Origin of the sequence: Stenotrophomonas sp. JAI102 (assembly GCF_013409105.1) — a bacterium.
GTDB classification, from domain to species: Bacteria; Pseudomonadota; Gammaproteobacteria; order Xanthomonadales; family Xanthomonadaceae; genus Stenotrophomonas; species Stenotrophomonas maltophilia_AA.
On sequence record NZ_JACCCI010000002.1, the window covers coordinates 646,474 to 670,320 of the forward strand.

Below are 23,847 nucleotides of genomic sequence, written 5' to 3' on the forward strand. Positions count from 1 at the left end.
AATTGTTGCGTTGCAGACGAAAGGATTTCCGCGGGTCCCGGCCCGTGCCGCGCCCTTGCGGCGACGTCCGGTCGCCACACCCTTTAGAATGGGCACGATGAGCGAACCCACTGATTACCTTGCCCTGCAGACCATTGGCTGGCCCTGGCCGGGCGGCCCGGAGCTGCCGGCGTGGCAGGCCCTGTTCGAACAGTTCCCGCAGGCGCGCCCCGGCCGGGTGATCGAGCAGCATCGCACCGGGTACATCGTCTCCGATGCGCCGGAAGCGGCGATCAAGACCGAATCCCCGCCGGAGTGGCAGCGCCCGCGCTTCCCCAGCCACGAGCGCGCGGCGGTCGGCGACTGGGTGCTGCTGGACGGCATCAAGATCGTCGCCCTGCTGCCGCGCCGCACCGCGATCAAACGCGGCGCTGCCGGCGAGCATTACCACCAGCAGGTGATCGCGGCCAACATCGATACGGTGTTCATCGTGTGTGGCCTGGACGCCGACTTCAACCCGCGCCGGATCGAGCGCTACCTGCTGCTGGTCGGCGGGGGCGGTGCACAGCCGGTGGTGGTGCTGACCAAGGCCGACCAGACCGAGTACAGCCAGGACGCCCTGGATGTGCTGGAAGAACTGGCCGCGCAGAACATCCCGCTGCTGGCCATCAACGGCAAGGACCCGGCCAGCGCCTCGGCCCTGCTGCCGTGGCTCGCCGCCGGCCAGACCGTGGTGCTGGTCGGCTCGTCCGGCGCCGGCAAGTCGACCCTGACCAATACGCTGCTCGGCCACGAGCGCATGAAGACCGCCGATGTGCGCGTCAACGACTCGCGCGGCCGCCACACCACCACCCATCGTGCCTTGATTCCGCTGCCGGCCGGCGCCTGCCTGATCGACACCCCCGGCATGCGTGAGCTGAAGCCGACCGGTGAAGAGGCCCTGAGCGAAGGCGGCTTCTCCGACGTGGAGGCGCTGTCGGCGCAATGCCGTTTCCGCGACTGCGCGCACCAGCGTGAGCCGGGCTGTGCGATCCGTGCGGCCATCGATGACGGCACGCTGGATGAAGAGCGCCTGCTCAACTACTTCAAGCTGAAGGAAGAAGTCGCCGCCGCCGCCGCCAAGCTGGCCGTGCGCCAGGCGCAGCAGGCGATCGAGCGCAAGCACGTCGGCAAGGGCGCCCAGTGGCGCCCAGGCGGGAAGGGCGGCCGGCGATAGCTTTTGCTACTGTCCGTCCATGGACACGCCGATGACCGTGGATCGTGACGTTGCCCACCACACCGCGCTCGATGCCCAACTGGTCGAGGCGGTGGGCGGGATCAAACTGCTGGGGCTGACCAGTTGGCCGGCCGCGTTGCAGGCGCCGTTCCTGGCCAGCGTCGCCCGGGGCCAGCCGGTCCTGCCGCAGGTCGACTACCCCCGGCTCGATTTCGCCGATACCCGCCATCGGCTGGCCGCGATCAGCGCCCAATGCGATCCCGACCATCCCATCGGCCTGTATGTGCAGCGCTCGGCGCACAGCTGGGACCAGGCGGCGGGTCTGCTCGAATCGTTGGGAACGGCTGACGTGGACCGCTACTCGGTGGAGCTGTTCGGCGCGCCCGAGCAGCCGCTGCCCGGCAACGGCCCCAGCACCCGCGATGCGGCCCGCCACTTCATCCAGATCGCGCAGGAGCTGGACCACGAACTGCTCGCGCCCGAGGAACAGGTGCCGGTCTCGGCCACGGCCCTGCAGCTGCAGTTGCAGAGCGATCTGGATGCCTTCTTCGAGTCGCGCATCATCACCGTGCAGCTGGATCCGGAGCTGATCTCCAAGGCCGCCGCCGGCCCCAACCGGATCCGCCTGCGGACCAGCGCCCGCTTCAGCGCCTACGATCGCGCGCAGCTGTTCCACCACGAGGCGCTGGTCCACTCACTGACCGCCCTCAACGGCCGCGAACAGCCCCACCTGCCCAGCCTGGCGCTGTCCTCGCCGCGGGTTACCGCGACCCAGGAAGGGCTGGCCACGTTCGCCGAGCAGATCACCGGCAGCATCGACATCGAGCGCCTCAAGCGCATCAGCCTGCGCACCGAAGCGATCGCAATGGCACGCGAGGGCGCCGATTTCATCGCGGTGTTCCGCTATTTCTGCGATGCCGGGCAGAACAACGAAGAAAGTTTCGCCTCCGCCCAGCGCGTGTTCCGCGGCGTACCCCCGAGCGGCGGCGGCGCCTTCACCAAGGACACCGTGTATCTGCGTGGGCTGGTCTCGGTGCACACCTTCTTCCGGCACATGCTGGCCGAGGATCGCCTGCAGGTCTGCCGCTGGCTGTTCGCCGGCAAGATGTCGCTGACCGATGCGATCGCCTTCGCGCCGCTGTTCGAAGAGGGCATCCTGCGGCCACCACGCTGGCTGCCGCACTGGGTCAGCCGCGCGAATGGGTTGGCCGGCATGCTGGCGTTCTCGCTGTTCGCCAACCGCATCCGCATGGATCAGCTCGCCCCCGAGTAGCGCCGGCCGCTGGCCGGCTGCCTCGCGCTCCCTCCGTGCGCATCCCACGCGTTCGTGAGCCCTGCATCGCATTTCATCTGCGATCACTCTCACCGTCAACATCCTTTCATGTTCCGCTCGCATGCTGGTCATGCACCTGCATTGCGCAGGTCATTTTCCCCCATGTAACGGACGACCATGCTTACCCGACCCCTGACGATCGCGGTGGCGCTCGCGCTGTGCGCCGCCAACGCCCACGCCGCCGATGTAGACGCCACCGCCGCTGCCAATGTCGCGCTCAGCGCGCAGACACTCGATACCGTTTCGGTGATCGGCCAGGGCGAGACCCGCCAGGTGCAGCGCATCACGGCAGTGGACAAGGAGGTGCTGCCGCCGGGTACCAGTGGCCAGAAGATTCTTGACCGCCTGCCGGGTGTATCGGTGCAGTCCAATGACGCCTTCGGTGCCAACGAAGAATCGCAGACGATCAGCCTGCGCGGCTTCGACAAGAGCCGACTGGGCTATACGCTGGACGGCATTCCGCTGGGCGACAACAGCTACGGCAACTACAACGGCCTGAGCATCGCGCGCGCGCTGATCGCCGAGAACCTGGCCGGTGCCGAGCTGTCGCAGGGCATCGGCTCGCTCGGCGTGGCGTCCACCAGCAACCTCGGCGGCACCATCCAGTACTTCTCGCAGGACCCCTCCACCGAGTTCGGCGGCAAGGCCAGCGTCACCGTCGGCGATGACAACCAGCGCCGCGGCTACCTGCGCGTGGATACCGGCGACCTCAACGGCTTCTCGGCGTATGTGTCCGGCGTGCACCAGGATTCGGACATGTGGGCCGAGCCGAACCAGAACCAGACCACCCGCCAGTTCAATGCCAAGGCGATCTGGAACGTCGGCGACAATCGCTTCGGTGCCTTTGCCGCCACCTCGCGCGTGAGCCAGGCCAACTACGCCTATCTCTCCAAGAGCATGCTCGCGCGTGGCCTGGGCTGGGACTGGAACATCTACGCCCCGGACTGGGACCGCGCGGTCGCCGCAGCGTACTGTGCACCGGGAACCTACAACGCGCAGAAGTGTGCGTTCACCGGTGGTGTCAACAGCATCGACGATGCGTACTACCAGAGCCGCGCACTGCGCGACGACAACCTGTACTCGCTGGATGCCGACCTCGCGCTGGGCGACAACGCCCGCCTGAAGCTGCTCGGCTACCACCACGAGAACCGTGGCCAGGGCCACTGGTGGGCACCGGGCCAGCCGTCCAATCCCGGCACCCCGGAGATGCTGCCGATCTCGATCCGCAGCACCAACTACACCATCAACCGCCAGGGCATCACCGCCGCGCTGAGCTGGCAGTGGGGCATCCATGCGCTGGAAGCCGGCCTGTGGTACGAGCGCAACGACCACAACGTCGAGCGCAACTTCTACTACATCACCGGTCCGTTCCTGGATGACGGCTACCTCAACCATCCCGATCGCCGCCTGTTCGATCAGGACTTCGACATCCGCACGCGCCAGTTCTACGTGCAGGACCGCATGCGCTTCCTGGACGACCGCCTGACCGTGGACGTGGGCATCAAGAGCCCGAACACCCGCATGACTGCCAACGCCAAGCCGGGTACCGAAGCCAGCTACGCCTCGGGCACGCTGACCGCCAAGGAATCGGTGCTGCCGCAGGCCGGTATCGGCTTCAAGCTGAGCCCGAACCAGGAAGTGTTCGCCTCGTACTCGGAGAACATCGCTGCCTTCGTCGGCGGCGGCAGCGGCGGCCCGCTGCAGGTCTCGCCGGAATCCTTCGCGGCCAGCGCCGGGCTGGAGCCGGAGAAGTCGAAGACGCTGGAAGCCGGCTTCCGCACCTTCGGCGAGAAATACCAGGCGTCCATCGCGGCCTATCACGTGATGTTCGACAACCGCCTGCTCTCGCTCAATCCCTGCACCAGCATCGAAGTGGGCACGCGCCCGGAGTGCATCACGCGCTTCATCAACGTGGGTTCGGTGAAGAGCCGTGGCGCGGAGCTGACCTTCATCCTCAAGCCGATCGATGGCCTGCAGTGGTACAACGCGCTCTCCTGGAACAAGACCACCTACGAGGACAATTACACCTCGGGCGGTGCGATCGTGCCGGTGGCCGGCAAGATCACGGTGGACACGCCCGAGCGCATGGCCTCCAGTGAGATCAGCTGGAACCGCGATGGCTTCTTCGCCAGCCTGCGTGCGAAGTACACGGGCAAGCGTTACTACACCTACACCAACGACCAGTCGGTGCCGGGCGTGACGACGTTCGATGCGGGCATGGGGTATTCGTTCGGGCCGGGGATGGGTCTGCGCGACATCAAGGTGTCGCTCAACGCGACCAACCTGACCAACAAGCGCTACGCCGGCCAGCTCAGTTCGTTCGCCCCGACCGATCCGACCGGCACCCGCTACGCGATCCACGCCAGCGCGCCGCGCCAGCTGTTCATGACGGTCGCTGCGGAGTTCTGACCGCCGCCTGCAAGGGCAGGGTAGCCACCGACCGTCGGTCGGTGGGTGCAACGCCTCCCAGATGGCTGGGGGCCGGCGCGGGGTGTGTGGGTTCGCGGGACGCGCCGTAAACCCATCCATGGGGGCTCGTGAGCCGCATCCATGCGGCACAACGGTCCCGCCAACCCACACACCCCACGCCTCCGACAGTTGGCTGGTGGCGGCCCGCGCATTGCACCTGCGCAGCCAGGATGCCGGCAGTGACGGCCGCTGGCCGTCAACCTCATTACAATCGACGCCATGAGTGACATCACCGTTCTGGTCGCCGACGACCATCCCCTGCTGCGTGCCGCCGTCGTGCATTCGCTGCGGCAAGCGCTGCCGCAGGTCAATGTGATCGAAGTGGCCAGTGCCGCGACGCTGGAAAGCGCGCTGGGCCAGCACCCGGAGATCGAGCTGGTCCTGCTGGACCTGACCATGCCCGGCGCACGCGGGTTCTCCTCGCTGCTGCATGTGCGCGGAGCGCACCCGGACATTCCGGTCGTGATCGTCTCGTCCAACGACCACCCGCGCGTGATCCGCCGCGCGCAGCAGTTCGGCGCCGCCGGCTTCATCCCCAAATCGGCACCCGCCGAGACCATCGGCCAGGCCGTGGCCACCGTGCTCGACGGCGGCGTGTGGTTCCCGGCAATGGCTGCCGAACGCTCCGAGTCCGATGCCCTGCTGGCGGCTCGCCTGGCCCAGCTCACGCCGCAGCAGTTCCGCGTGCTGCTGTACCTGGCCGACGGCCTGCTCAACAAGCAGATCGCCTATGAGCTGGGCTTGGCCGAGAACACGGTCAAGGTGCACGTCACCGCGATCCTGAAGAAGCTCGAGTGCCACAGCCGCACGCAGGCGGCGGTGCTGGTGAAAGCGCTGGAGCCGGAAGGGGATGCCGGCGCGGGTCTGTAGAGGCGCACCCTCAGCTGCGATGCCGCACCAGCAGCTGTGTCATCAACGCCCGCAACGCCGGTGGGCGTACCGGCTTGGACAGGAAGCCCCAACCCTTCTCCATCGCCTGCGCCTTGAGCGCTTCGTCGCGCTCGGCGGTGACCAGGATCACCGGTGGGCGTGCCTGCCACAGCGTGCACAGCGCTTCGTACAGGTCCGGGCCGTGCCACTGGCCCATGCGTACGTCCAGCAACAGCAACTGCGGCGGGTTGAAGGCCGAGGCGATCTCCAGCGCCGGCTGCGGGCCATCGGCCAGCTCCACCCCGCAGCCCCAGCGTTCCAGCAGCGCGCGGGTAGCCGCGCAGACGCGCGGGTCGTCGTCGATGCTCCATACCCGGCAGCCGCGCAGCGGGCTGTCGTCGCCCGGCTCGGCGTTCGGCACCGGGGCGGCGGCGGGCAGGGGGACGTCGGCGGCGGCGCCCAGCGGTACGTCCACCGCGAACACGCTGCCGCGGCCCAAGGCGGAACGCAGGTGGATGCGGTGCCCCAGCAGGCGGCCGATGCGCTCGACAATCGCCAGGCCCAGCCCGGCGCCGCGCTCCTGGTCCACGCCGTCATCCAGGCGGCGGAACTCTTCGAAGATCTCGCCCTGCAGGCTCTCGGGAATGCCCGGGCCCTGGTCGTGCACTTCAATGCGCAGCTGAGCGCCCACGCGCCGGCAGCCAATGAGCACGCGCCCACGCGGGGTATATCGCAGCGCATTGGACAGGAAGTTCTGCAGGATGCGGCGCAGCAGGGCTTCGTCGCTCACCACCACCGCGCGGGTGTCCACCCAGTCCAGCTGCAGACCACGGCCTTCGGCGGCAATGCCGAATTCGCGCGCCAGCGTTTCCAGCAGCGGCGACAGCGCGAATGCATGCACGTGGGTCTGCAACGTGCCGGACTCCAGCCGCGAGATGTCCAGCAGGCTGTTGAGGATGGCATCCTGCGCGGCCAGCGCGGCGTCGACATGCTCGCTCAATTCCCGCGCATCGCCGCCCAGCTTGCCGCGCAGCACCGAGACGAACATGCGCGCCGCATTGAGCGGCTGCAGCAGGTCGTGCACCGCCGAGGCCACGAACCGCGATTTGTAGCGGTTGGCGCGCTCGGCCTCGCGCCGTGCTTCGTCCAGATCGCGGGTGCGCTCGGCCACCCGATGCTCCAGGGCATCGGCCAGCGAGCGCAGCTCGCGCGCGGTGTTCTTGTAGCTGGTGATGTCTGCGTAGCTGGTCACGAAGCCGCCGTCGGGCAGGGGATTGCCGCGGATTTCCAGCACGGTGCCGTCGTCCTTCTCGCTCTCGCGCATGTGCGGGCGGCCGCTGCGCAGATGGTTGAGGCGACGCTCGATCGCTTCTTCGATCGGCCCGGGCCCGAGCAGGCCACGGCGCGCGTTGAAGCGGAAAATCTCTTCGATCGGCCGCCCGACCTGGATCAGGCCGGACGGAAACCGGAACAGCTCCAGATAGCGCGCGTTCCACGCCACCAGCTTCTGTTCGTTGTCGATCACCACCACGCCCTGCGGCAGGTGCGCCAGGCTGCGGCTTAGGCCGCTGTCGGCCTGCTGGGCGGCCTGCAGCACGCCGTCCTGTGCGGTACGCAGCTCCTGTGCATGCTGTTTGAGCACGCTTTCCAGCTCGCGCCGACTGCGCTGGCGATGGGCGGCCAGGCGCCGCCGCTGCTGGATGAACAACACCAGGAAGCCCAGTGCCAGCCACGCCGCACCGCCGCCGATGGCGGCACTGCGCCCGGCGCTGGTGGCAGCGCCGGCATCGTGCAGCAGGTGCAGGTTCCAGTGTTCTTCGGGCAGCGCCAGGCTCTGCCACAGCATCGGTCCGGGCAGTGACGGATCGAGCAGGCGGACCATGCGCCCGCCATTGCCGAGCACGTCCTCGGTACGGACCCGCAGCGGCTGCAGTGAGCGGTCGGCGTACTGCCGCGCCTCGAGCATCTCGCGGCGCTCGCCGGTACCCAGTGGACGAAGCAGCCGGTAGCGCCAGGCATCGCGGTTGGCCAGGAACACCACATCGTGGTCATCGCTGGCCAGCACCACGTCCGGGCTGGGCAGCCATTCCTGCTCCAGCGCGGCCAGCTCGATCTTGATCACCACCACGCCCAGCCGCGTGCCGTTTTCTTCGATCGCCTGGGACAGGAAATAGCCGGGCACGCCGGTGGTCATGCCGATGCCGTAAAAGCGGCCACGGCCGGTCGCCAGTGCCTGGCGGTAGTAGGGACGGTAGCTGTAGTCCTCGCCGACGTTGCTGCTGGGCTGGTCCCAGTTGCTGGCCGCCACGGCCACCCCGTCGTGGCCCACCAGGGTCAGCGTGGAGGCACGGGTGACCTGGTTGGCGCGTTGCAGTTTGAGGTTCAGGCGCTGGCGCGCGGCCGGGTCGGGTACCTGCACCAGGGCCAGGCGCAGGTCCGGGTCCAGTGCCAGCACCTGCGGCAGCGTCCCGAAGCGATCGATCCGCTGCTGCAGGCCTTGGCCGTACAGCTCCAGCTGCCGCTGCACCTGGTCGCTCTCGGCGGCCAGGGCCCGCCGCGATGCGTAATGGCCGGCAGCGGCCGCGCACAGCAGCGTGCCGCCGATCATCAGCAGCAGGGTCAACAGCAGGCTGCGGTGGCGGCCGAACCAGTACATGGCGGCAGTCTAAGGGCGTGCGCCGGGCGTGGTGTGCACGCCCGGCGCACGCAACCCGATCAGAAGTGCATCTGCGCGCGCAGTTCGAAAATTTCCGGCTGGCTGCGCACGCCACGACGGCTGGCATCGACCTTGACGTAGTTCGCCTGGAACTTGAAGTGCGAGGTCAGGTACCAGTTGGCGCCGAGGGTCCAATCGTGCTGGCGGCCGCCGAACACGTCGGCGTCATCCAGATCGATGCGGCTGTAGCGGGTGACCAGCTCGACCGCACCGTAGTCGTGGGCCGGCTTGACGTTGGCCACGGCACCAGCGTTGTACGGGCGCGACTCCCCGGTCAGAATCCAGCTGGCCATCGCGTACTGGCCGTTGCCGGTGTAGTCCGGCTTGCCGTCGCGGCTGACCGTGGTCTGCAGCGCTTCGCCCTGCAGCGAGAACGGGCCGCGGATCCAGATGCCTTCCAGGCCGGTGCGCACGATCTTGTCGGCGGTGGTCAGCGCACCGGAGTCGACCAGCCGGATGTCGGTCAGGCCGGCTTCCGGGCGTGCGCGCAGGCGGGCACTTGCCGGGTGCGAGACGTCGCGGCCATCGCGGTAACCGCGCGGGTTTTCCTGCGAATAGGCCAGGCCCAGGTGGAGCACGTCGCCCGCGGCCTTGACCGGGGTCCACACGGCACGCAGGGCCTGGGTGGTGCCGGGGTTGTCGCCCTGCAGGTCCTTGCCGCCATAGGCGCCGGCCTGCAGCAGGTACTGCGGACGCTCCAGCACCCATTCGGCACCGGTGCGGCGGCCTTCGTAGAACGCCTGCACGGGCAGGGCGGTTTCCAGGAAGCTGCCGGCGCGCGAGGAGGTGCCCGCGTCCAGGCCGACCGGGGTCTTCATGTAGCCGAAGCGGAAGCGGCCGATATCGCTGCCGAAGAAAGCCTTGCTTTCGAAGCGGACGAACACGTCCAGCCAGGTGTCGGCCTGGAAGTCGTAGTAGACCATGGCGTCGTACACGCCCTTCTTCTTCAGGGTGGCGCCGAATTCCTTGCGGCGTACGGCGTCGGCGTCTTCGATGCCGCTGTTGCCGGAGAAGTCGTTGAGGTCGTAGGCGATGTTGCCGGTGGCGGCCAGTTCGGTGCCATCGCTGAAGGTGGCCTTGGTCGGCCAGTTGTCCCAGTCGGCCGCGGTAGCGGCGAGCGGGGCCGTGGCCAGGGCCAGGGTAATGAACAGGGGTGTAGAGCGCATGGGCGGTAGCTGATAGATAAGGATGGGGCAGAACAACAACGGCCGCGGACGGCAAATCTGTGGGGCTGTCGCCCTGATCCGCGGCCGGGCCACCCGCCGCCGTGGGGGCGCGGTGCCGGAGCAGTGTAGGCAGTCCGGCCAGCTGAACCGGGGGGCTAGTACCAATAGGTTATCTGCGTTGGCGGGATGCGGGCGTAAAAAGGCCACGCCAGATGCCGCCCCGCGCGGCCGGCATCCATCGTGACACTGCCGGAGCTTCCCATGCACGTTCCCACCACCGCCCCGCTGGCGGCCAAGCCGCTGCCGTTCTACCGCCAACTGTATTTCCAGGTGGTGGTGGCGATCGTCCTCGGTGCCATCCTCGGCCATTACGAGCCGGCCTTCGCCGAATCGCTCAAGCCGCTGGGCGACGCCTTCATCAAGCTGGTGAAGATGATCATCGCCCCGGTGATCTTCCTGACCATCGTCACCGGCATCGCCGGCATGACCCACCTGCGTACCGTGGGCCGGGTGTTCGCCAAGTCGATGGCCTACTTCCTGTTCTTCTCCACGCTGGCGCTGGTGGTCGGCATGGTGGTGGCGCACGTGGTGCAGCCGGGCGCGGGAATGAACATCAATCCGGCCGACCTGGACCAGACCGCGGTCAACGGCTACGTGCAGAAATCGCATGAGCTGACCCTGGTCGGCTTCGCGATGGACATCATCCCGGCCACCCTGGTCAGTGCGTTCGTCGAGGGCAACATCCTGCAGGTGCTGTTCGTGGCGGTGCTGTTCGGCGTCGCGCTGGCCCTGACCGGCGAGAAGGGCCGCCCGGTGCTGACCTTCCTGGAGGCGCTCACCGCGCCGGTGTTCCGCCTGGTCCACATCCTGATGAAGGCGGCCCCGATCGGTGCGTTCGGCGCGATCGCCTTCACCATCGGCAAGTACGGGGTCGGCTCGCTGGTCAACCTGGCCTGGCTGGTCGGCTCGTTCTACCTGACCGCCTTCCTGTTCGTGGCGGTGATCCTGGGCGTGGTCTGCCGCCTGTGCGGGTTCTCGGTGTTCAAGCTGGCCCGCTACCTCAAGGCCGAGCTGCTGCTGGTACTGGGCACCTCGTCTTCCGAATCGGCGCTGCCCTCGCTGATGGAGAAGATGGAAAAGGCCGGCTGCAGCAAGTCCGTGGTGGGCCTGGTGGTCCCGACCGGCTACTCGTTCAACCTGGACGGCACCAACATCTACATGACCCTGGCGGCGCTGTTCATCGCCCAGGCGACCAATACCGAGCTGACCCTGGGCCACCAGATCGCCCTGCTGCTGGTGGCGATGCTCAGCTCCAAGGGCGCCGCCGGTGTCACCGGGGCCGGTTTCATCACCCTGGCGGCCACCCTGGCCGTGGTGCCGGAAGTGCCGGTGGCCGGCATGGCACTGATCCTGGGCGTGGACCGCTTCATGAGCGAATGCCGCTCGCTGACCAACTTCATCGGCAATGCCGTGGCCACCGTGGTGGTCTCGCGCTGGGAAAACGCGCTGGATCGCGACCGCCTGGCGATGGTGCTCGATGGCCGCGAGGCCGAGCTCCCGCCGCTGGTCGTCGACGACCTGCCGTCGAGCCTGCCGGCCCCGGCTCACTGAGCCTGATGGCCTGATCGTGTGGTGCATGGTCGTGCCGTTCCTGCCGGGGCGGGACGGCCATGTTTTGTTTTGAAGGCCCGGTGCGCGACGCTGGATTATGTGCGGTTGCAGCATGACCGCGACAGCGTAGCGACAGGTCCGGCCACGCCAACGGGGGTATGATCCCCTGTTCCTCTCGCCCATTCATCTGCAGAAAGCGATGTCCAACGAAGATTTCAAACAGGCTGCCCTCGATTACCACCGCATGTCGCCGCCGGGCAAGATCCGCGTCGCAGCGACCAAGCCGATGCTGACCCAGCGTGATCTGTCGTTGGCGTATTCGCCGGGCGTGGCACACGCCTGCGAAGCGATCATGGCCGACCCGCAGCAGGCCAGTGAACTGACCGCACGCGGCAACCTGGTCGCCGTGATCTCCAACGGCACCGCCGTGCTGGGCCTGGGCAACATCGGCCCACTGGCCGGCAAGCCGGTGATGGAAGGCAAGGGCGTGCTGTTCCAGAAGTTCGCCGGCATCGATGTGTTCGACATCGAGATCGATGAGAACGACCCGGACAAGCTGGTCGACATCATCGCCTCGCTGGAACCGACCTTCGGTGGTATCAACCTGGAAGACATCAAGGCACCGGAGTGCTTCATCGTCGAGCGGAAGCTGCGCGAGCGGATGAACATCCCGGTGTTCCATGACGACCAGCACGGCACCGCGATCATCGTCGGCGCGGCCGTGCTCAACGCCATGCTGGTCACCGGCAAGAAGATCGAAGACGTGAAGCTGGCCACCACCGGCATGGGCGCCGCGGGTATTTCCTGCGTCAACATGCTGGTCTCGCTGGGCCTGAAGAAAGAGAACATCCTCGCCTTCGACCGCGATGGTGTGATCCACACCGGCCGCACCGACCTGGACCCGGAGAAGGCGCGTTACGCGCGTGATAGCGACAAGCGCACGCTGGCCGAGATCGTCGACGGCGCGGACATCTTCCTGGGCCTGTCGGCGCCGGGCATCCTGACCGCGGACATGGTCAAGACCATGGCGAAGGATCCGGTGATCTTCGCGCTGGCCAACCCGACGCCGGAAATCATGCCCGAAGTGGCCCGTTCGGTCCGCCCGGACGCGCTGATCGGCACCGGTCGTTCGGACTACCCGAACCAGATCAACAACGTGCTGTGCTTCCCGTACCTGTTCCGTGGTGCGCTGGACGTCGGCGCGACCGCGATCAACGAAGAAATGAAGATCGCCTGCGTGCACGCGATCGCCGCGATGGCGCGCCGCGAAGCCAGCGATCTGGGCTCGGCCTATGGCGATGAGACGCCGAGCTTCGGCCGCGATTACCTGATTCCGCGTCCGTTCGACCGCCGCCTGCTGGTGGAGTTGTCGGCCGCCGTGGCGCAGGCCGCGATGGATTCCGGCGTTGCCACCCGTCCGGTCGCCGACATGGGCGCGTACCGCGAGAAGCTGGCCCAGTTCGTCTACCGCACCAGCCTGATGATGAAGCCGGTCTACGACCGCGCGCGATCGGACAAGCAGCGCGTGGTGTACGCCGAAGGCGAGGAAGAAGTGGTCCTGCGTGCGGTGCAGAACGTGGTCGACGAGGGCCTGGCGCAACCGATCCTGATCGGCCGCCCGGACGTGATCGAATCGCGTATCGAGCGCCTGGGCCTGCGCATGAAGGCCGGTGTCGACTTCGACATCACCAACATCAACGACGACCCGCGCTTCAACGACTACTGGCAGTACTACCACAACCTCACCGGCCGTCGCGGTGTGACCGTGGCCGCCGCCAAGAACCTGATGCGCTCGCGCCCGACGCTGATCGCGGCGGTGATGGTGGCGCGCGGCGAAGCCGACGCGATGCTGACCGGCGTGGTCGGCCGCTTCCACAAGAAGCTCGGCTACGTGCGCAGCGTGTTGCCGCTGGAAGCGAAGGTGACCTCCACCTCGGCGATGACCGGCGTGATCAACCAGCAGGGCGTGTTCTTCTTCGTGGACACCCACGTGCAGGAAGACCCGAGCGCCGAGCAGATCACCGAAGCCACGCTGCAGGCGGCGTACCGCATGAAGCTGTTCGGCATCGAGCCGAAGGTGGCGCTGCTGTCGCACTCCAACTTCGGCAGCCACGATTCCCGTGACGCGCTGAAGATGCGTGCGGTCCGCGAGATGCTGCTCAAGCGCAACCCGCGCCTGAACGTGGACGGCGAGATGCAGGGTGATACCGCATGGGATGAAGCCCTGCGCCAGAAGCTGCTGCCCAACAGCACGCTGAAGGGCCGCGCCAACCTGTTCGTGCTGCCGAACCTGGAAGCGGCCAACATCGCCTACAACCTGGTGCGCGTGTTCACCGACGGCGTGGCGATCGGTCCGATCCTGATGGGCGTGGCCAAGCCGGTGCACATCCTGACCACCAGCGCGACCTCGCGCCGCGTGCTCAACATGACCGCCATCGCCGCGGTGGATGCGCAGATCCGTAAGCAACTGGAGGCTGAGAAGAACGCGTAAGGCGTTCTTCTCAGCGCCAGTTGCCAGAACGCGCCCTTCTGGGCGCGTTCTGGTTTCGCGCAGCGAAACCTGTAGCTGCCGACCGTTGGTCGGCAGGCATCAGTGAAAGGGACCGGCGCGACGCGACGGTCCCTTTTTGCCTTTGGCCTGAGGTCGTTGTTGCACCTGCATATGCCACACGCGCGCCGCACAGGCGTCACCCTCCTGCAACCTCCCAAGCGCCCAATACCCCCACGCGGCCCGGCCGTGGCGACGCTCCGGTGGGGGCGTCGCCACCCTGGGCCCGACCAGATCCTCCACGGTCAGCCACGGGAACGGTGTCATGCGCCATCGACGGACGAAGCGGTACTTCCAGCAGTTGTTCGCGTTGTACGCCGGCTTGGTCGGCGCGCGCTGAAGACCGTACCGACCCACGGTCGGTACCTGCCATCGCCCCGTGGGCACCGATGGCACCGGTAGTGCCGGCCGCTGGCCGGCTCCTCGCAAACCCCGATCGGGCACCCGGAGCAATCAGCGTGCCCGCACGTACTGTTCCCACAACGCCGGCAACGCCACGCCGCTGAGTGTTTCCCACAGCGCCGGCGTATAGCGCCCCTCGCGCAGCGCGCCATCAAGCGCCTTCACCAGCCCGGGATGCTGCGCCTCGCTCCAGGCAAGGAACGCACCGGTCACCCGATAGCCGGTATCGAAGTTCTGGTCCGGCTTGACCTGGGTCGGCAACGCCCAGCCCGCGCCGGCGTTGTCCCTGCCGTAGCGGTCGCGCGCGTAATCGGCGATGCCTTCGACCAGCCAACCCGGCACGCGCGCGTTGGCGTACTCCGGGTAGCCCTGCACGATGTGCATCGCCTCATGGGTGACCAGATCGATGTCGCCCGGGTGCGTGTGCAACCAGGCCGGGTTGATCGTGATCGTCGCCGCCTGCGCCTTCTCACCGACAAAGGCGATGCCGTCGTACGCCGGATCGATGACGATGCCGACCTGCGTCGGCGCAGCCGGATGGAAGTCGGTACGTTCGCGCAGATACGCACCGAAGAAGGTCTCGATGATGCGCCCGCGCACCGGCGCGGCCAGCGCATCGCTGGCGTCGCGGTAGTGCAGGGTCACGCCGTCGCGGGTCTGCGTGGTCTCGAACGCATGCACATCGGCGGCCGCGGCGGTGACGAGCAGGGCGGCCAGCAAGCCACGGGTGATCGGCAGGGCGGTCCTCATCGTACCGGCACCGGCGCGAGCAGCTCGACTTCCGCCAGTTGCAGGCGCCCCGGTGCGCCGATGCGCAGCCGGTACTCGGCGTAGCGTCCCGGCTGGGCGATGCGGAACGGACGGGTCTGCATCGCCCACGCGAACGCCTCGCCGCGGCGCTGGTCGACCTGCACCCAGCGGCCACCGGCGGTGCGCGCCTCCAGGGTCCATTCACCGCCACGGATCGGGCCATTGCCGCTGGTCAGCGTGTACATCGACGGCGTGCCCGCGGCGACGTTGCTGAAGGTGATCGTGCTTGCTCCGCCCAGCGGCAGCGCCGTGGCGGCATCGTCATCGATCAGGGCCTCCGCCGCGCGGCCATCGCCGAGCTGGGCGGTGGCACCACTGCCCAGCAGATCATGCAGCAGGGCCGGCTGCTGGCCGCGCGCGGTGAGCGAGCGCGGCGCATCGTCGGGACCGGTGCCCCAACGCGAGGGTTCCGGGCCCATGACGAAGTCCAGCGTGGCGCCCTTGGCGAGCAGGTCGTGCGGCAGCCACGTCCTGGTCCACGGCGTACCGTTGACCTTCAGCGACTGCACGTAGATGTTGCGGTCCGAGTTCTCCGGTGCGTTCACGGTCAACACCGCGCCGCCCTGCAGCTCGACGCGGGCGTGGCGGAACAGCGGCGAACCGATCACGTACTCCGGCGCGCCCATGCGCAGCGGGTAGATACCCAGCGAGGCGAACAGATACCACGCCGAGGTCTCGCCGTTGTCCTCATCGCCCGGGTAGCCCTGGCCGATCTCGCTGCCCAGGTACAGGCGCGACAGGATCTCGCGCACATGCTGCTGGGTCTTCCACGGCTGCCCGGCATACAGGTACATCCACGGGATGTGGTGCGCCGGCTGGTTGCTGTGCGCGTACATGCCCATGCGCACATCGCGTGCTTCGGTCATTTCATGGATGGTGCCGCCGTAGGAGCCGGAGAACGCGGCGTCTGCGGTTTCCGGCGTAGCAAAGAACGTGTCCAGCTTGGCCGCCAGCTGATCGCGGCCGCCGTACAGCGCCGCCAGGCCTTCGCCGTCGTGCGCGGCGGTGAAGGCAAACGTCCAGCCGTTGGATTCGGTGTAGTCATGGCCCCACACGCGCGGGTCGTAGTCCTTGGCGGCCAGCCGCCAGCTGCCATCCGGCTTGCGGCCCTGGAAGAACCCGGCGGCGGGGTCGAACAGCGTGGCGTAGGTGCCGGCGCGGTGACGGAAGTAATCCGCCTCGGTGGCATAGCGCTCGCGCGCGGCCGGCGTATCGGCCTGCCTGGCCAGCGCCTCGGCCATGTTGGCCACGCCGAAATCGTTGAGCGCGCCTTCCATCGTCCACGACATGCCTTCATGCACATCGGCGGTGGCGTAGCCACGGAACGTGGAGCGGTCCATGCCCTTGCGCCCGACATGGCGATCGGGCGGGACCACGGTCGCGTTCTTCAGTGCGGCCGCATAGGCCTCCTGCGCGTCGAAGCCGCCGATGCCCTTCAACCACGCATCGGCGAAGGCCACGTCCGAACTGGTGCCCACCATCAGGTCGGCATAGCCGGGTGAGGACCAGCGGGCAACCCAGCCGCCGGCGCGGTACTGCTCCAGGAAGCCCTGCACCAGGGCACCGGCATCGTCCTTGGTGAACAGTGCGTAGGCCGGCCAGGTGGTGCGGAAGGTGTCCCAGAAGCCGTTGTTGACGTAGACCTTGCCATCGCGCACCGGCGCGAAGCTGCGCGTGGCGCTGCCGTCGGTGTTCTCATCCGAGGCACTGGCCTGGCTGGCGTAGCGCCAGTCCGGCGCGGCCGCGGTACCGGCGTTCTCGTGCCCGGAGTTCGGGTAGAGGTAGAGGCGGTACAGGTTGGAGTACAGGGTGGTTTTCTGGTCGTCGCTTGCATCGCCCACGTCGAAGCGGGCCAGGCGCTGGTCCCAGGCATCCTGCGCGCGCGCCGCCACGCGATCCACATCGTCGGTGGCGGCCAGTTCCAGCGCGAGGTTGTGGCGGGCCTGCTCGACCGAGATCAGCGAGGTGGCGATGCGCATCGCGACGCGGCGGTCGGTGCCGGCGTCGAACTTGATGTAGCCGGTCGGGCGGCCGGTCTTCACCGTCCCGCTGCTGCGCCACGGGCGATCGAAGCTGGCCACCACGTACATGCGGGTGGCGCCGGTGGACAGGCCGCTGCGCGTGTCGGTGTAGCCGGAGAGCGTCTGCGTCGCGGCATCGAGGGTCAGCCCGCCGCGCGCATCGACGTTGTCGAACAGCAGGTTGGCATCACCGCCTTCGGGGAACGCGAAGCGGAAGATCGCGGCGTGGTCGGTCGGTGCGATCGCGGCGGCGATGCCGTTGTCGAAGCGCACGTCATAGCGGTACGGGCGGGCCTGCTCGTTGTCGCGGGAGAACGTGAGGGCGCGCTTGCCGCGGTCGGCTTCGGGCACGCCCCGGCTCGCCGACGGCATCACCTGGAAGGTCTGGCGGTCGCCCATCCACGGGCTGGGCTGGTGGCTCAGCGCCAGCGCCTGCAGGCGGGGCCGGTTGGCGGCATCGTTCTGTTCGTTCCAGCGGTACAGCCAGGTCAGCGAGCCGGCATCGGTCACCGGCGTCCAGAAATTGAAGCCGTGCGGCACGGCCGTGGCCGGGAAGTTGTTGCCGCGCGAGAAGGTACCGTTGGCCTGCGTACCGCGAGTGGTACGCACCCAGTCCGAGGGCCGCTGCGGGGTGCTGCGCGGCTGGGCCTCCAGACGGACATCGTCGATCCAGCCGGCCACCGGTGCGCCGTCGACGCTGGCGACCTCCAGCTCCAGCGCGACCACGCGGCGACCGCGCAGGGCCGGGACATCGCCCAGACGGACAGCTTTGCGTGCCCATTGCTGCGGGTACAGCGTCTTCGAGTCGCCCTGTGCGCGCGCACCCAGCGCGACGCCGTGGTGATCGCGCGCGGCACTGGCCGAGACGCGGGTGCCGTCATCGAGCACCAGGTCGAGCGAGACGTAGGTGGAGGCCACGGTGTCCTTGCCGACGATCTCGGGCAGCACCAGCCAGGAGAGGGTGGTATCGGCGTCGATGGTCAGGTCGGTCTGGAACAGCGGGCGCCGCGCCGCGCCCCCGGCGCTGGCGTAGTGCAGCGCGTGCAGCCCGCTGTAACCGACGCCGGGCTTGGCCGCGTAGGGGGAGGTGGGGCCAGTGCCGATCCGCACCTGCAGCGCGCCGTCGCTGGCGGCCGGCGCCGGTTGGCCCGGCTCGAAGGAGGTCTGCAGGCCCTGCGCGGCGGCCGGCAGGGCGATCGATGCGCAGGCCAGTGCCAGGGCGAGGGGAAGGGCGCGGCGGGCGGGGCGCAGGTCGGACAGGGTCATGCAAGGGTCTCCCGGGAAGGGCAGGCGGCAGGCAGGACCCGCATCGATGGCCACGGCGGACGGCGTCGCCCCCAGCCATCGGCAGACGGCGGGAAAGAGGCGATGCATGTCCGGTGGGGGGCGGGCAGGCGATCGGGTCGATGATCGGTACCCGACTGATCCTGCATCACGACAACTGGCCCTGACAAGTGCAATTAGTTCGATCTAAATCCGGCAAATACGTTTCATATCGAATTGTTGACAATCAATTTGGATCGATTTAAAAACAACAGTGGTCCGTGCCGCCGCTGCGCCCGGTCCTGCACCGGGGCATGCCGGGGCCTGCGGCCTTCCCCGGCCGCCAGATGCTAGAATCGGCGGTCTCGCAACCCCCTTTGTGTGTCCACGCCATGAGCCATACCGCCACCGCGCCCGCCAATGCCGAGAAGCGTTACACCGTGCACCGCAGCGACCTGCCGCTGAGCTGCCCGACGCCGGAAATGGCGCTGTGGAACTCGCACCCGCGCGTGTACCTGCCGATCGAAGACGAGCCCAACTGCGAGGCCGCGTGCCCGTACTGCGGCGCCGTGTTCGTGCTCGCCGACTGATCTGCGGACCACACTGTGCGCCGACTGACCGTGGTGCAGCTGCTGCCGGCGCTGCACTCCGGCGGGGTCGAACGCTCCACCCTTGAGATCGCCTCCGCCCTGGTTGCCGCCGGCCACCGGGCCATTGTCGTGTCCGCCGGTGGGCGTCTGGTCGAGCCCCTGCTCGCCAGTGGCGCCGAGCATCTGACCCTGGACATCGGCCGCAAATCGCTGCTGACGCTGCGTCACGTGCTGACCCTGCGCAATCTGTTCAATGAGGTGGGCGCGGACATCGTGCATGCGCGCTCGCGGCTGCCGGCCTGGCTGGGGCTGTATGCCGTGCGCAACCAGCCGGCCGCCACCCGCCCGCACTGGGTCACCACCGTGCACGGGCTCAACTCGCCCGGCCGCTACAGCGCGGTGATGACCAGCGGCGAGCGCGTGATCTGCGTGTCCAACAGCGTGCGTGAGTTCGTGCAGACGCATTACCCCGGCGTTCCGGCCGAGCGCCTGCAGGTGATACCGCGCGGTGTCGATGTCGCGCAGTTCCCGCGCGTGGGTCGGCAGGATCGGCGTGCGCGCCTGGCCGTGGCCGAGCAGCACCCCGCACTGGCCGGCGACGCACCGTTGCTGTTGTTGCCTGGCCGTGGCACCCGCCTGAAAGGGCATCGCCACGCGCTGACGCTGCTCGCCGGGCTGCACGCTGCCGGTGTGCCGGCCAGGCTGTGGATGCCGGGCACGCGCGAGCCGGGCCGCGAATCCTATGTGGCCGAGCTGGAAGCGCAGGCGCGCAGCCTCGGCGTGTTCAATGCGGTGCTGATGACCGCGCCGACTTCGCGCATCGCGCAGGCCTATGCGGCCAGCGATCTGGTGCTGCAGCTCTCGGACAAGGCCGAGGCGTTCGGCCGCACCGTGGTCGAAGCGCTGTCGGTGGGCCGGCCCGTGCTGGGCTGGAACCATGGCGGCGTCGGCGAGTTGTTGACTCAGCTGCAACCCTCCGGCGCGGTACCCTTGGGCGACGCCGATGCATTGCTGTCGCGCGCGCAGCAGTTGCTGCTGCAGCCGCCCTCACTGCCGACGCGGATCCCGTTTACCTTGCAGGCAATGCAGCGTGACACGCTCCAGCTCTATACCTCCCTCATCGGCTGAGCCCACCCTCGCACCGGGTTCGCCGGGCTCCCGCGCGGGCCGCTGGGCCCCGTGGTGGGTGATTGCGTTTGTCGCGTTGTGGCCGCTGCCCGGCATCGCCGAGGGCGTGCTCGTGCTTGGCGCGCTGTACGCGGCGGTACGCATGGTGCAGTTGCGCCTGCAGGGGAAACAGCGTCTGCTCAGCAGCCCTGCGTGGGCACTGACCAGCATCCTGTTCCTGGGCTACTGGCTGCCGCAGGCATTTTCCGCCTTCGATGCGATCGACCCTGGTACGGCATGGCGCAAAGCCGCCGCCGGCCTGCGCTATCTGCCCTTCATGTGGCTGGTCGCGATTGCGGTGGCGACGCCACAGCGACGTGCGCTGACCCTCGGTGGCCTGGCGCTGATCACCGGGCTGTGGACAGTGGATGCACTGGCCCAGGCAATCGTCGGCACCAGCCCCTTGTTCTGGTCGATGGACCAGCTCAAGTGGGCGTTCAGCGGGCACGGCCTGTGCGCGCCCGAAGAGATGGCCTTGGTCGATCGCCTCAGCGGCGTGCTCGGCCCGTGCAACCTCAAGTTCGGCCAGGTGCTGGCCAGTCTGTCCCCGTTCCTGCTGTTCGCCGCCTCACGTCGTGCCGGCATCCTCGGCTGGTCGCTGGTGGCGGCCGCGGTCGGTGTGGTGCTGGTGTTGGCCGGCTCACGCGCGGCGTGGCTGACCTATGCGCTGGTGCTGGTGTTCTCCGGTTGGCGCCTGATCGGCGTGCGCGGGCTGTTGGCCTGCCTCGCCGTCGGTGCGGTGGCGGCGGTCGTGCTCACCGTGAGCGTGCCGCAGGTCGGGGACCGCGTGGCGCGCACTGCCATGGCCTGGGAAGGCGAGAGCGATGGCGTCAACCAGGCCCTGTCCGGGCGCGCGCAGATCTGGTCGGCGGCCACCTGCATGATCGAGGCGCACCCGATCAACGGTGTCGGCGCGCGTGGGTTCCGCGATGCCTACCCGGGCTGCAACCCGGATCCGGCCGCGCAGGAAGTCTGGGGCGCGGGGCCGGCATTGCATGCGCACCAGATCCTGCTCGAGATCCTCTCCGAAACCGGCACCCTCGGCCTGCTGCTCTGGCTGGCGGCGGTCGCCCAGGCTTGGCGCGCGTGGCGCTTCGCACCGCCCGAGGCCCGCGAACGTGCGCGCCCGGCGATGCTGGCGCTGGCGGTGACCGTGTTCCCGCTCAACACCCATCTGGCGTTCTACTCCACCTTCTGGGGTGGCCTCGCGCTGCTGCTGGCCGCGCTGTACGCGGGCAGTCTGTTGGCACGCGACGACGGGTAGAGCCACGCCATGCGTGGCTGCTCGTGGTCTGGCACCCTGCAGCCACCCATGGGGTGGCTTTACCGGTAGTAATCGCTCCGCCCACCGGGCTGGCGCTTGAACCGGCGGTGGATCCACAGGTACTGGTCCGGCGCCTCGCGCACCATCGCTTCGATGGCCTGGTTGACGCGGGCGGTATCGGCCTCGACATCCTCGCTGGGGAAGTTCTCCAGCGGTGCGCCGATCTTCAGGAAATACTTCCCGCCTTCGCGACGGTGGAAATACGGGATCACCGCACAGCCGGTCATCCGGGCCAGCTGGTGCGTGGCCGTGATGGTCGAGGCGGTGTGGCCGAAGAACGGCACGAACACGGTGTCCTTGCCGCGCATGTCCTGGTCCGGCGCATACCAGAGGAAGCCGCCCTTCTTGAGGTGCCGCACCGTCGCGCGGATGTCCTCGTTGGCGTACATCGCCTTGGCATAGCGCAGGCGGCCGAACTTCACCGCCCACTCGTACACCGGGTTGCGGTGCTTGCGGTACATGCCGGACAGCTCGACGTGGTCGCACAGCAGGCGGCCGCACATCTCCAGCGTCATGAAGTGGCCGGACACCAGCAGGACGCCACGGCCTTCGGCCTGCATGCGGTGCAGGTGCTCCTGCCCTTCGATCTGCACCTGCGGGCGGATGCTGTCGATGCTGCCCCACCAGGCCCGCGCGAACTCGAAGATGCCCACGCCCAGGGCGTCGAAGGAGTCCCGCAGCAGACGCTGGCGCCAGGCGTCGTCCTTCTCCGGGAAGCACAGCTTCAGGTTGACCTCGGCGGCGCGCCGGCGGCTGCTGGCCAGCCGGTAGGCGACCGTGCCGACGCCCCGGCCGAGCGCGCGCTGCAGCATCCACGGCAGGCGGGCGATCGCGAAGGCGAACAGGATGAAGGCGAAGGTCGGCCAGTGGCGCGGGTTGCGCAGGGACGGCCGGGTGGCGGTGGAAGCATTATCGGACATGCCTCGATTCTAATGGATGCGCCCGGATGCGTCCCGGCGGGGCCCTCACGGCGGCGCGGCGTGTCTTCCCCGCGCCGCTCCCGTATCCTTTGCGCATGCGTAAAAGTCCTGTCGAATGGATCCTGCGCGGCCTGTACTCGGCCGTGCTGTACCTGCTGTTGCCGATCACCGTGTACCACCTGGTCTGGCGGGGCTTCCGGGTGCGCGAGTACTTCCAGCGCTGGGATGAGCGCTATGCCTCCTATCCGCACTCCAGCGGCCAGCCGCGGGTATGGCTGCACGCGGTCTCGGTGGGCGAGGTGAACGCCGCCGCGCCGCTGGTGAACGCCCTGCGCGCGCTGCGTCCGGACATCCGCTGGGTGATCACCACCATCACCCCGACCGGCTCCGAGCGCGTCCGCGCGCTGTGGGGCGATGCGGTCGACCACGTGTATCTGCCTTACGACGTGCCGGGCAGCGTCGGTCGTTTCCTGGGCCACTTCAAACCCAGCCTGGCCCTGATCCTGGAAACCGAACTGTGGCCGAATCTGCTGTTCGGCTGCCGCGACCGCCGGATTCCGGTCTACATCCTCAACGCCCGGCTGTCGGCGCGTTCGCTGCGCGGCTATCGGCTGCTGCGGCCGTTGATCGGTCGCGCGCTGCGTACCGTGACCTGCGTGGCCGCGCAGTCGGCCGACGATGCCGATCGCTTCATCCAGCTCGGCGCGCGCCCGGATCAGGTGCAGCCGCTGGGCAATCTGAAATTCGATATCGCCACGCCGAACGTGCAGGAGTTCATCGCGCGCTTCCACGATCTGGTGCCCGCCGAGCGCCCGGTCTGGATTGCGGCCAGTACGCACGAAGGCGAGGAGCAGGCCACCATCGATCTGCACCGTCGCCTGCGCGAGACGGTGCCGGGACTGCTGCTGTTGTGGGCGCCACGGCACCCCGAGCGCTTCCCGCGGGTGGAAGCGCTGGCCCGCGAGCAGGGCTGGAAGGTCGCCACGCGCCGCCAGCAGCACTGGCCGCAGGCCGATACCGATGTGTTCGTGATCGATACGCTCGGTGAGCTGATGTCGTTCTATGGCTGCGCGCAGGTGGCCTTCGTCGGTGGCAGCCTGCAGGCCATCGGCGGACACAACCTGCTGGAGCCGGCGGCGATGGGCACCGCTGCGGTCACCGGGCCGCACCTGCACAACTTCGCCGAGATTTCCCGGCGCATGCGCGAAGCGGGGGCCGTGGTGATCGCCGAGGACGCCAACGGTGTCGGCGACGCGTTGTTGACGCTCCTGCGCGATCCCCAAACGCGCGAAGACATGGCGCGTGCAGGCTGCGAACTGGTCAGCAATGGCCGCGGCGCGTTGAAGCGCACCGTGGCCCTGATCGCGCCGCAGCTGCCGCCGCCGGTGGCCTGACCGGCGCAGGCCTGCTCGCCCTGCCGGGTGACCAGACCTGACCACGCC

General features: G+C 68.3%; 15 protein-coding genes. 10 read left to right on the top strand and 5 right to left on the bottom strand.

Going from position 1 to position 23,847, the window contains the following annotated elements; translation table 11 throughout:
- The first annotated feature begins 88 nt into the window (after positions 1–88).
- From rsgA to HDC96_RS11560, 4 genes are all read left to right on the top strand, one after another.
- Positions 89–1,195: a ribosome small subunit-dependent GTPase A gene (gene rsgA, locus HDC96_RS11545; RefSeq protein ID WP_176988242.1), complete on the top strand. Its 1,107-nt coding sequence runs from the start codon at positions 89–91 to the stop codon at positions 1,193–1,195.
- A 19-nt stretch (positions 1,196–1,214) separates the two neighbouring features.
- A complete protein-coding gene (locus tag HDC96_RS11550) occupies positions 1,215–2,468 on the top strand; it encodes a flavohemoglobin expression-modulating QEGLA motif protein (RefSeq protein WP_179460098.1) in 1,254 nt (417 codons plus the stop codon).
- A 177-nt stretch (positions 2,469–2,645) separates the two neighbouring features.
- Positions 2,646–4,937 (top strand): TonB-dependent receptor, encoded by a 2,292-nt coding sequence (locus HDC96_RS11555; protein ID WP_179460099.1) that lies wholly within the window; start codon positions 2,646–2,648, stop codon positions 4,935–4,937.
- Positions 4,938–5,216: 279 nt separating this feature from the next.
- Positions 5,217–5,867, top strand: a complete 651-nt coding sequence (locus tag HDC96_RS11560) for a response regulator transcription factor (protein WP_179460100.1) — start codon at positions 5,217–5,219, stop codon at positions 5,865–5,867.
- 10 nt (positions 5,868–5,877) lie between these two features.
- On the opposite strand, the gene HDC96_RS11565 is transcribed toward HDC96_RS11560, so the two are convergent.
- Both HDC96_RS11565 and HDC96_RS11570 read right to left on the bottom strand, forming a co-directional pair.
- Positions 5,878–8,523, bottom strand: a complete 2,646-nt coding sequence (locus HDC96_RS11565; RefSeq protein WP_179460101.1) for a PAS-domain containing protein — start codon at positions 8,521–8,523, stop codon at positions 5,878–5,880.
- A 59-nt stretch (positions 8,524–8,582) separates the two neighbouring features.
- Positions 8,583–9,749 carry a porin gene (locus tag HDC96_RS11570; RefSeq protein ID WP_179460102.1) on the bottom strand — a complete coding sequence of 389 codons (1,167 nt, stop codon included), beginning with the start codon at positions 9,747–9,749 and terminating at the stop codon, positions 8,583–8,585.
- A gap of 261 nt (positions 9,750–10,010) precedes the next feature.
- Between HDC96_RS11570 and HDC96_RS11575 the strand changes: the two genes are divergently transcribed.
- Complete coding sequence (locus tag HDC96_RS11575; RefSeq protein WP_179460103.1) at positions 10,011–11,360, top strand: dicarboxylate/amino acid:cation symporter; 1,350 nt, start codon at positions 10,011–10,013, stop codon at positions 11,358–11,360.
- Positions 11,361–11,559: 199 nt separating this feature from the next.
- Positions 11,560–13,851 carry an NADP-dependent malic enzyme gene (locus HDC96_RS11580; protein WP_179460104.1) on the top strand — a complete coding sequence of 764 codons (2,292 nt, stop codon included), beginning with the start codon at positions 11,560–11,562 and terminating at the stop codon, positions 13,849–13,851.
- 510 nt (positions 13,852–14,361) lie between these two features.
- Here HDC96_RS11580 and HDC96_RS11585 read toward each other — a convergent pair.
- Together HDC96_RS11585 and HDC96_RS11590 are read right to left on the bottom strand one after the other, a co-directional pair.
- Positions 14,362–15,060, bottom strand: coding sequence for a basic secretory family protein (locus HDC96_RS11585; protein WP_257018697.1), 699 nt, complete (start codon positions 15,058–15,060; stop codon positions 14,362–14,364).
- Positions 15,057–18,407 carry a GH92 family glycosyl hydrolase gene (locus tag HDC96_RS11590; RefSeq protein WP_179460105.1) on the bottom strand — a complete coding sequence of 1,117 codons (3,351 nt, stop codon included), beginning with the start codon at positions 18,405–18,407 and terminating at the stop codon, positions 15,057–15,059. The genes HDC96_RS11585 and HDC96_RS11590 overlap by 4 nt, the downstream gene beginning before the upstream one ends.
- A gap of 389 nt (positions 18,408–18,796) precedes the next feature.
- On the opposite strand from HDC96_RS11590, the gene HDC96_RS11595 reads away from it, so the two are divergent.
- Genes HDC96_RS11595 through HDC96_RS11605 form a run of 3 tightly spaced genes read left to right on the top strand, consistent with a single transcriptional unit; the run spans position 18,797 to position 21,425 of the window.
- The gene (locus tag HDC96_RS11595; RefSeq protein ID WP_019183790.1) at positions 18,797–18,994 is read left to right on the top strand and encodes a zinc-finger domain-containing protein; all 198 of its coding nucleotides are present in this window, start codon (positions 18,797–18,799) and stop codon (positions 18,992–18,994) included.
- A gap of 15 nt (positions 18,995–19,009) precedes the next feature.
- Positions 19,010–20,122 (top strand): glycosyltransferase, encoded by a 1,113-nt coding sequence (locus tag HDC96_RS11600; RefSeq protein WP_179460106.1) that lies wholly within the window; start codon positions 19,010–19,012, stop codon positions 20,120–20,122.
- A complete protein-coding gene (locus tag HDC96_RS11605) occupies positions 20,103–21,425 on the top strand; it encodes an O-antigen ligase family protein (RefSeq protein ID WP_179460403.1) in 1,323 nt (440 codons plus the stop codon). The genes HDC96_RS11600 and HDC96_RS11605 overlap by 20 nt, the downstream gene beginning before the upstream one ends.
- A gap of 59 nt (positions 21,426–21,484) precedes the next feature.
- Here the strand turns inward: HDC96_RS11605 and HDC96_RS11610 are convergent, their stop codons facing one another.
- Positions 21,485–22,405: an LpxL/LpxP family Kdo(2)-lipid IV(A) lauroyl/palmitoleoyl acyltransferase gene (locus tag HDC96_RS11610; protein WP_179460107.1), complete on the bottom strand. Its 921-nt coding sequence runs from the start codon at positions 22,403–22,405 to the stop codon at positions 21,485–21,487.
- A 95-nt stretch (positions 22,406–22,500) separates the two neighbouring features.
- On the opposite strand from HDC96_RS11610, the gene waaA reads away from it, so the two are divergent.
- Positions 22,501–23,799: a lipid IV(A) 3-deoxy-D-manno-octulosonic acid transferase gene (gene waaA / locus HDC96_RS11615; protein WP_179460108.1), complete on the top strand. Its 1,299-nt coding sequence runs from the start codon at positions 22,501–22,503 to the stop codon at positions 23,797–23,799.
- Positions 23,800–23,847: the final 48 nt, after the last annotated feature.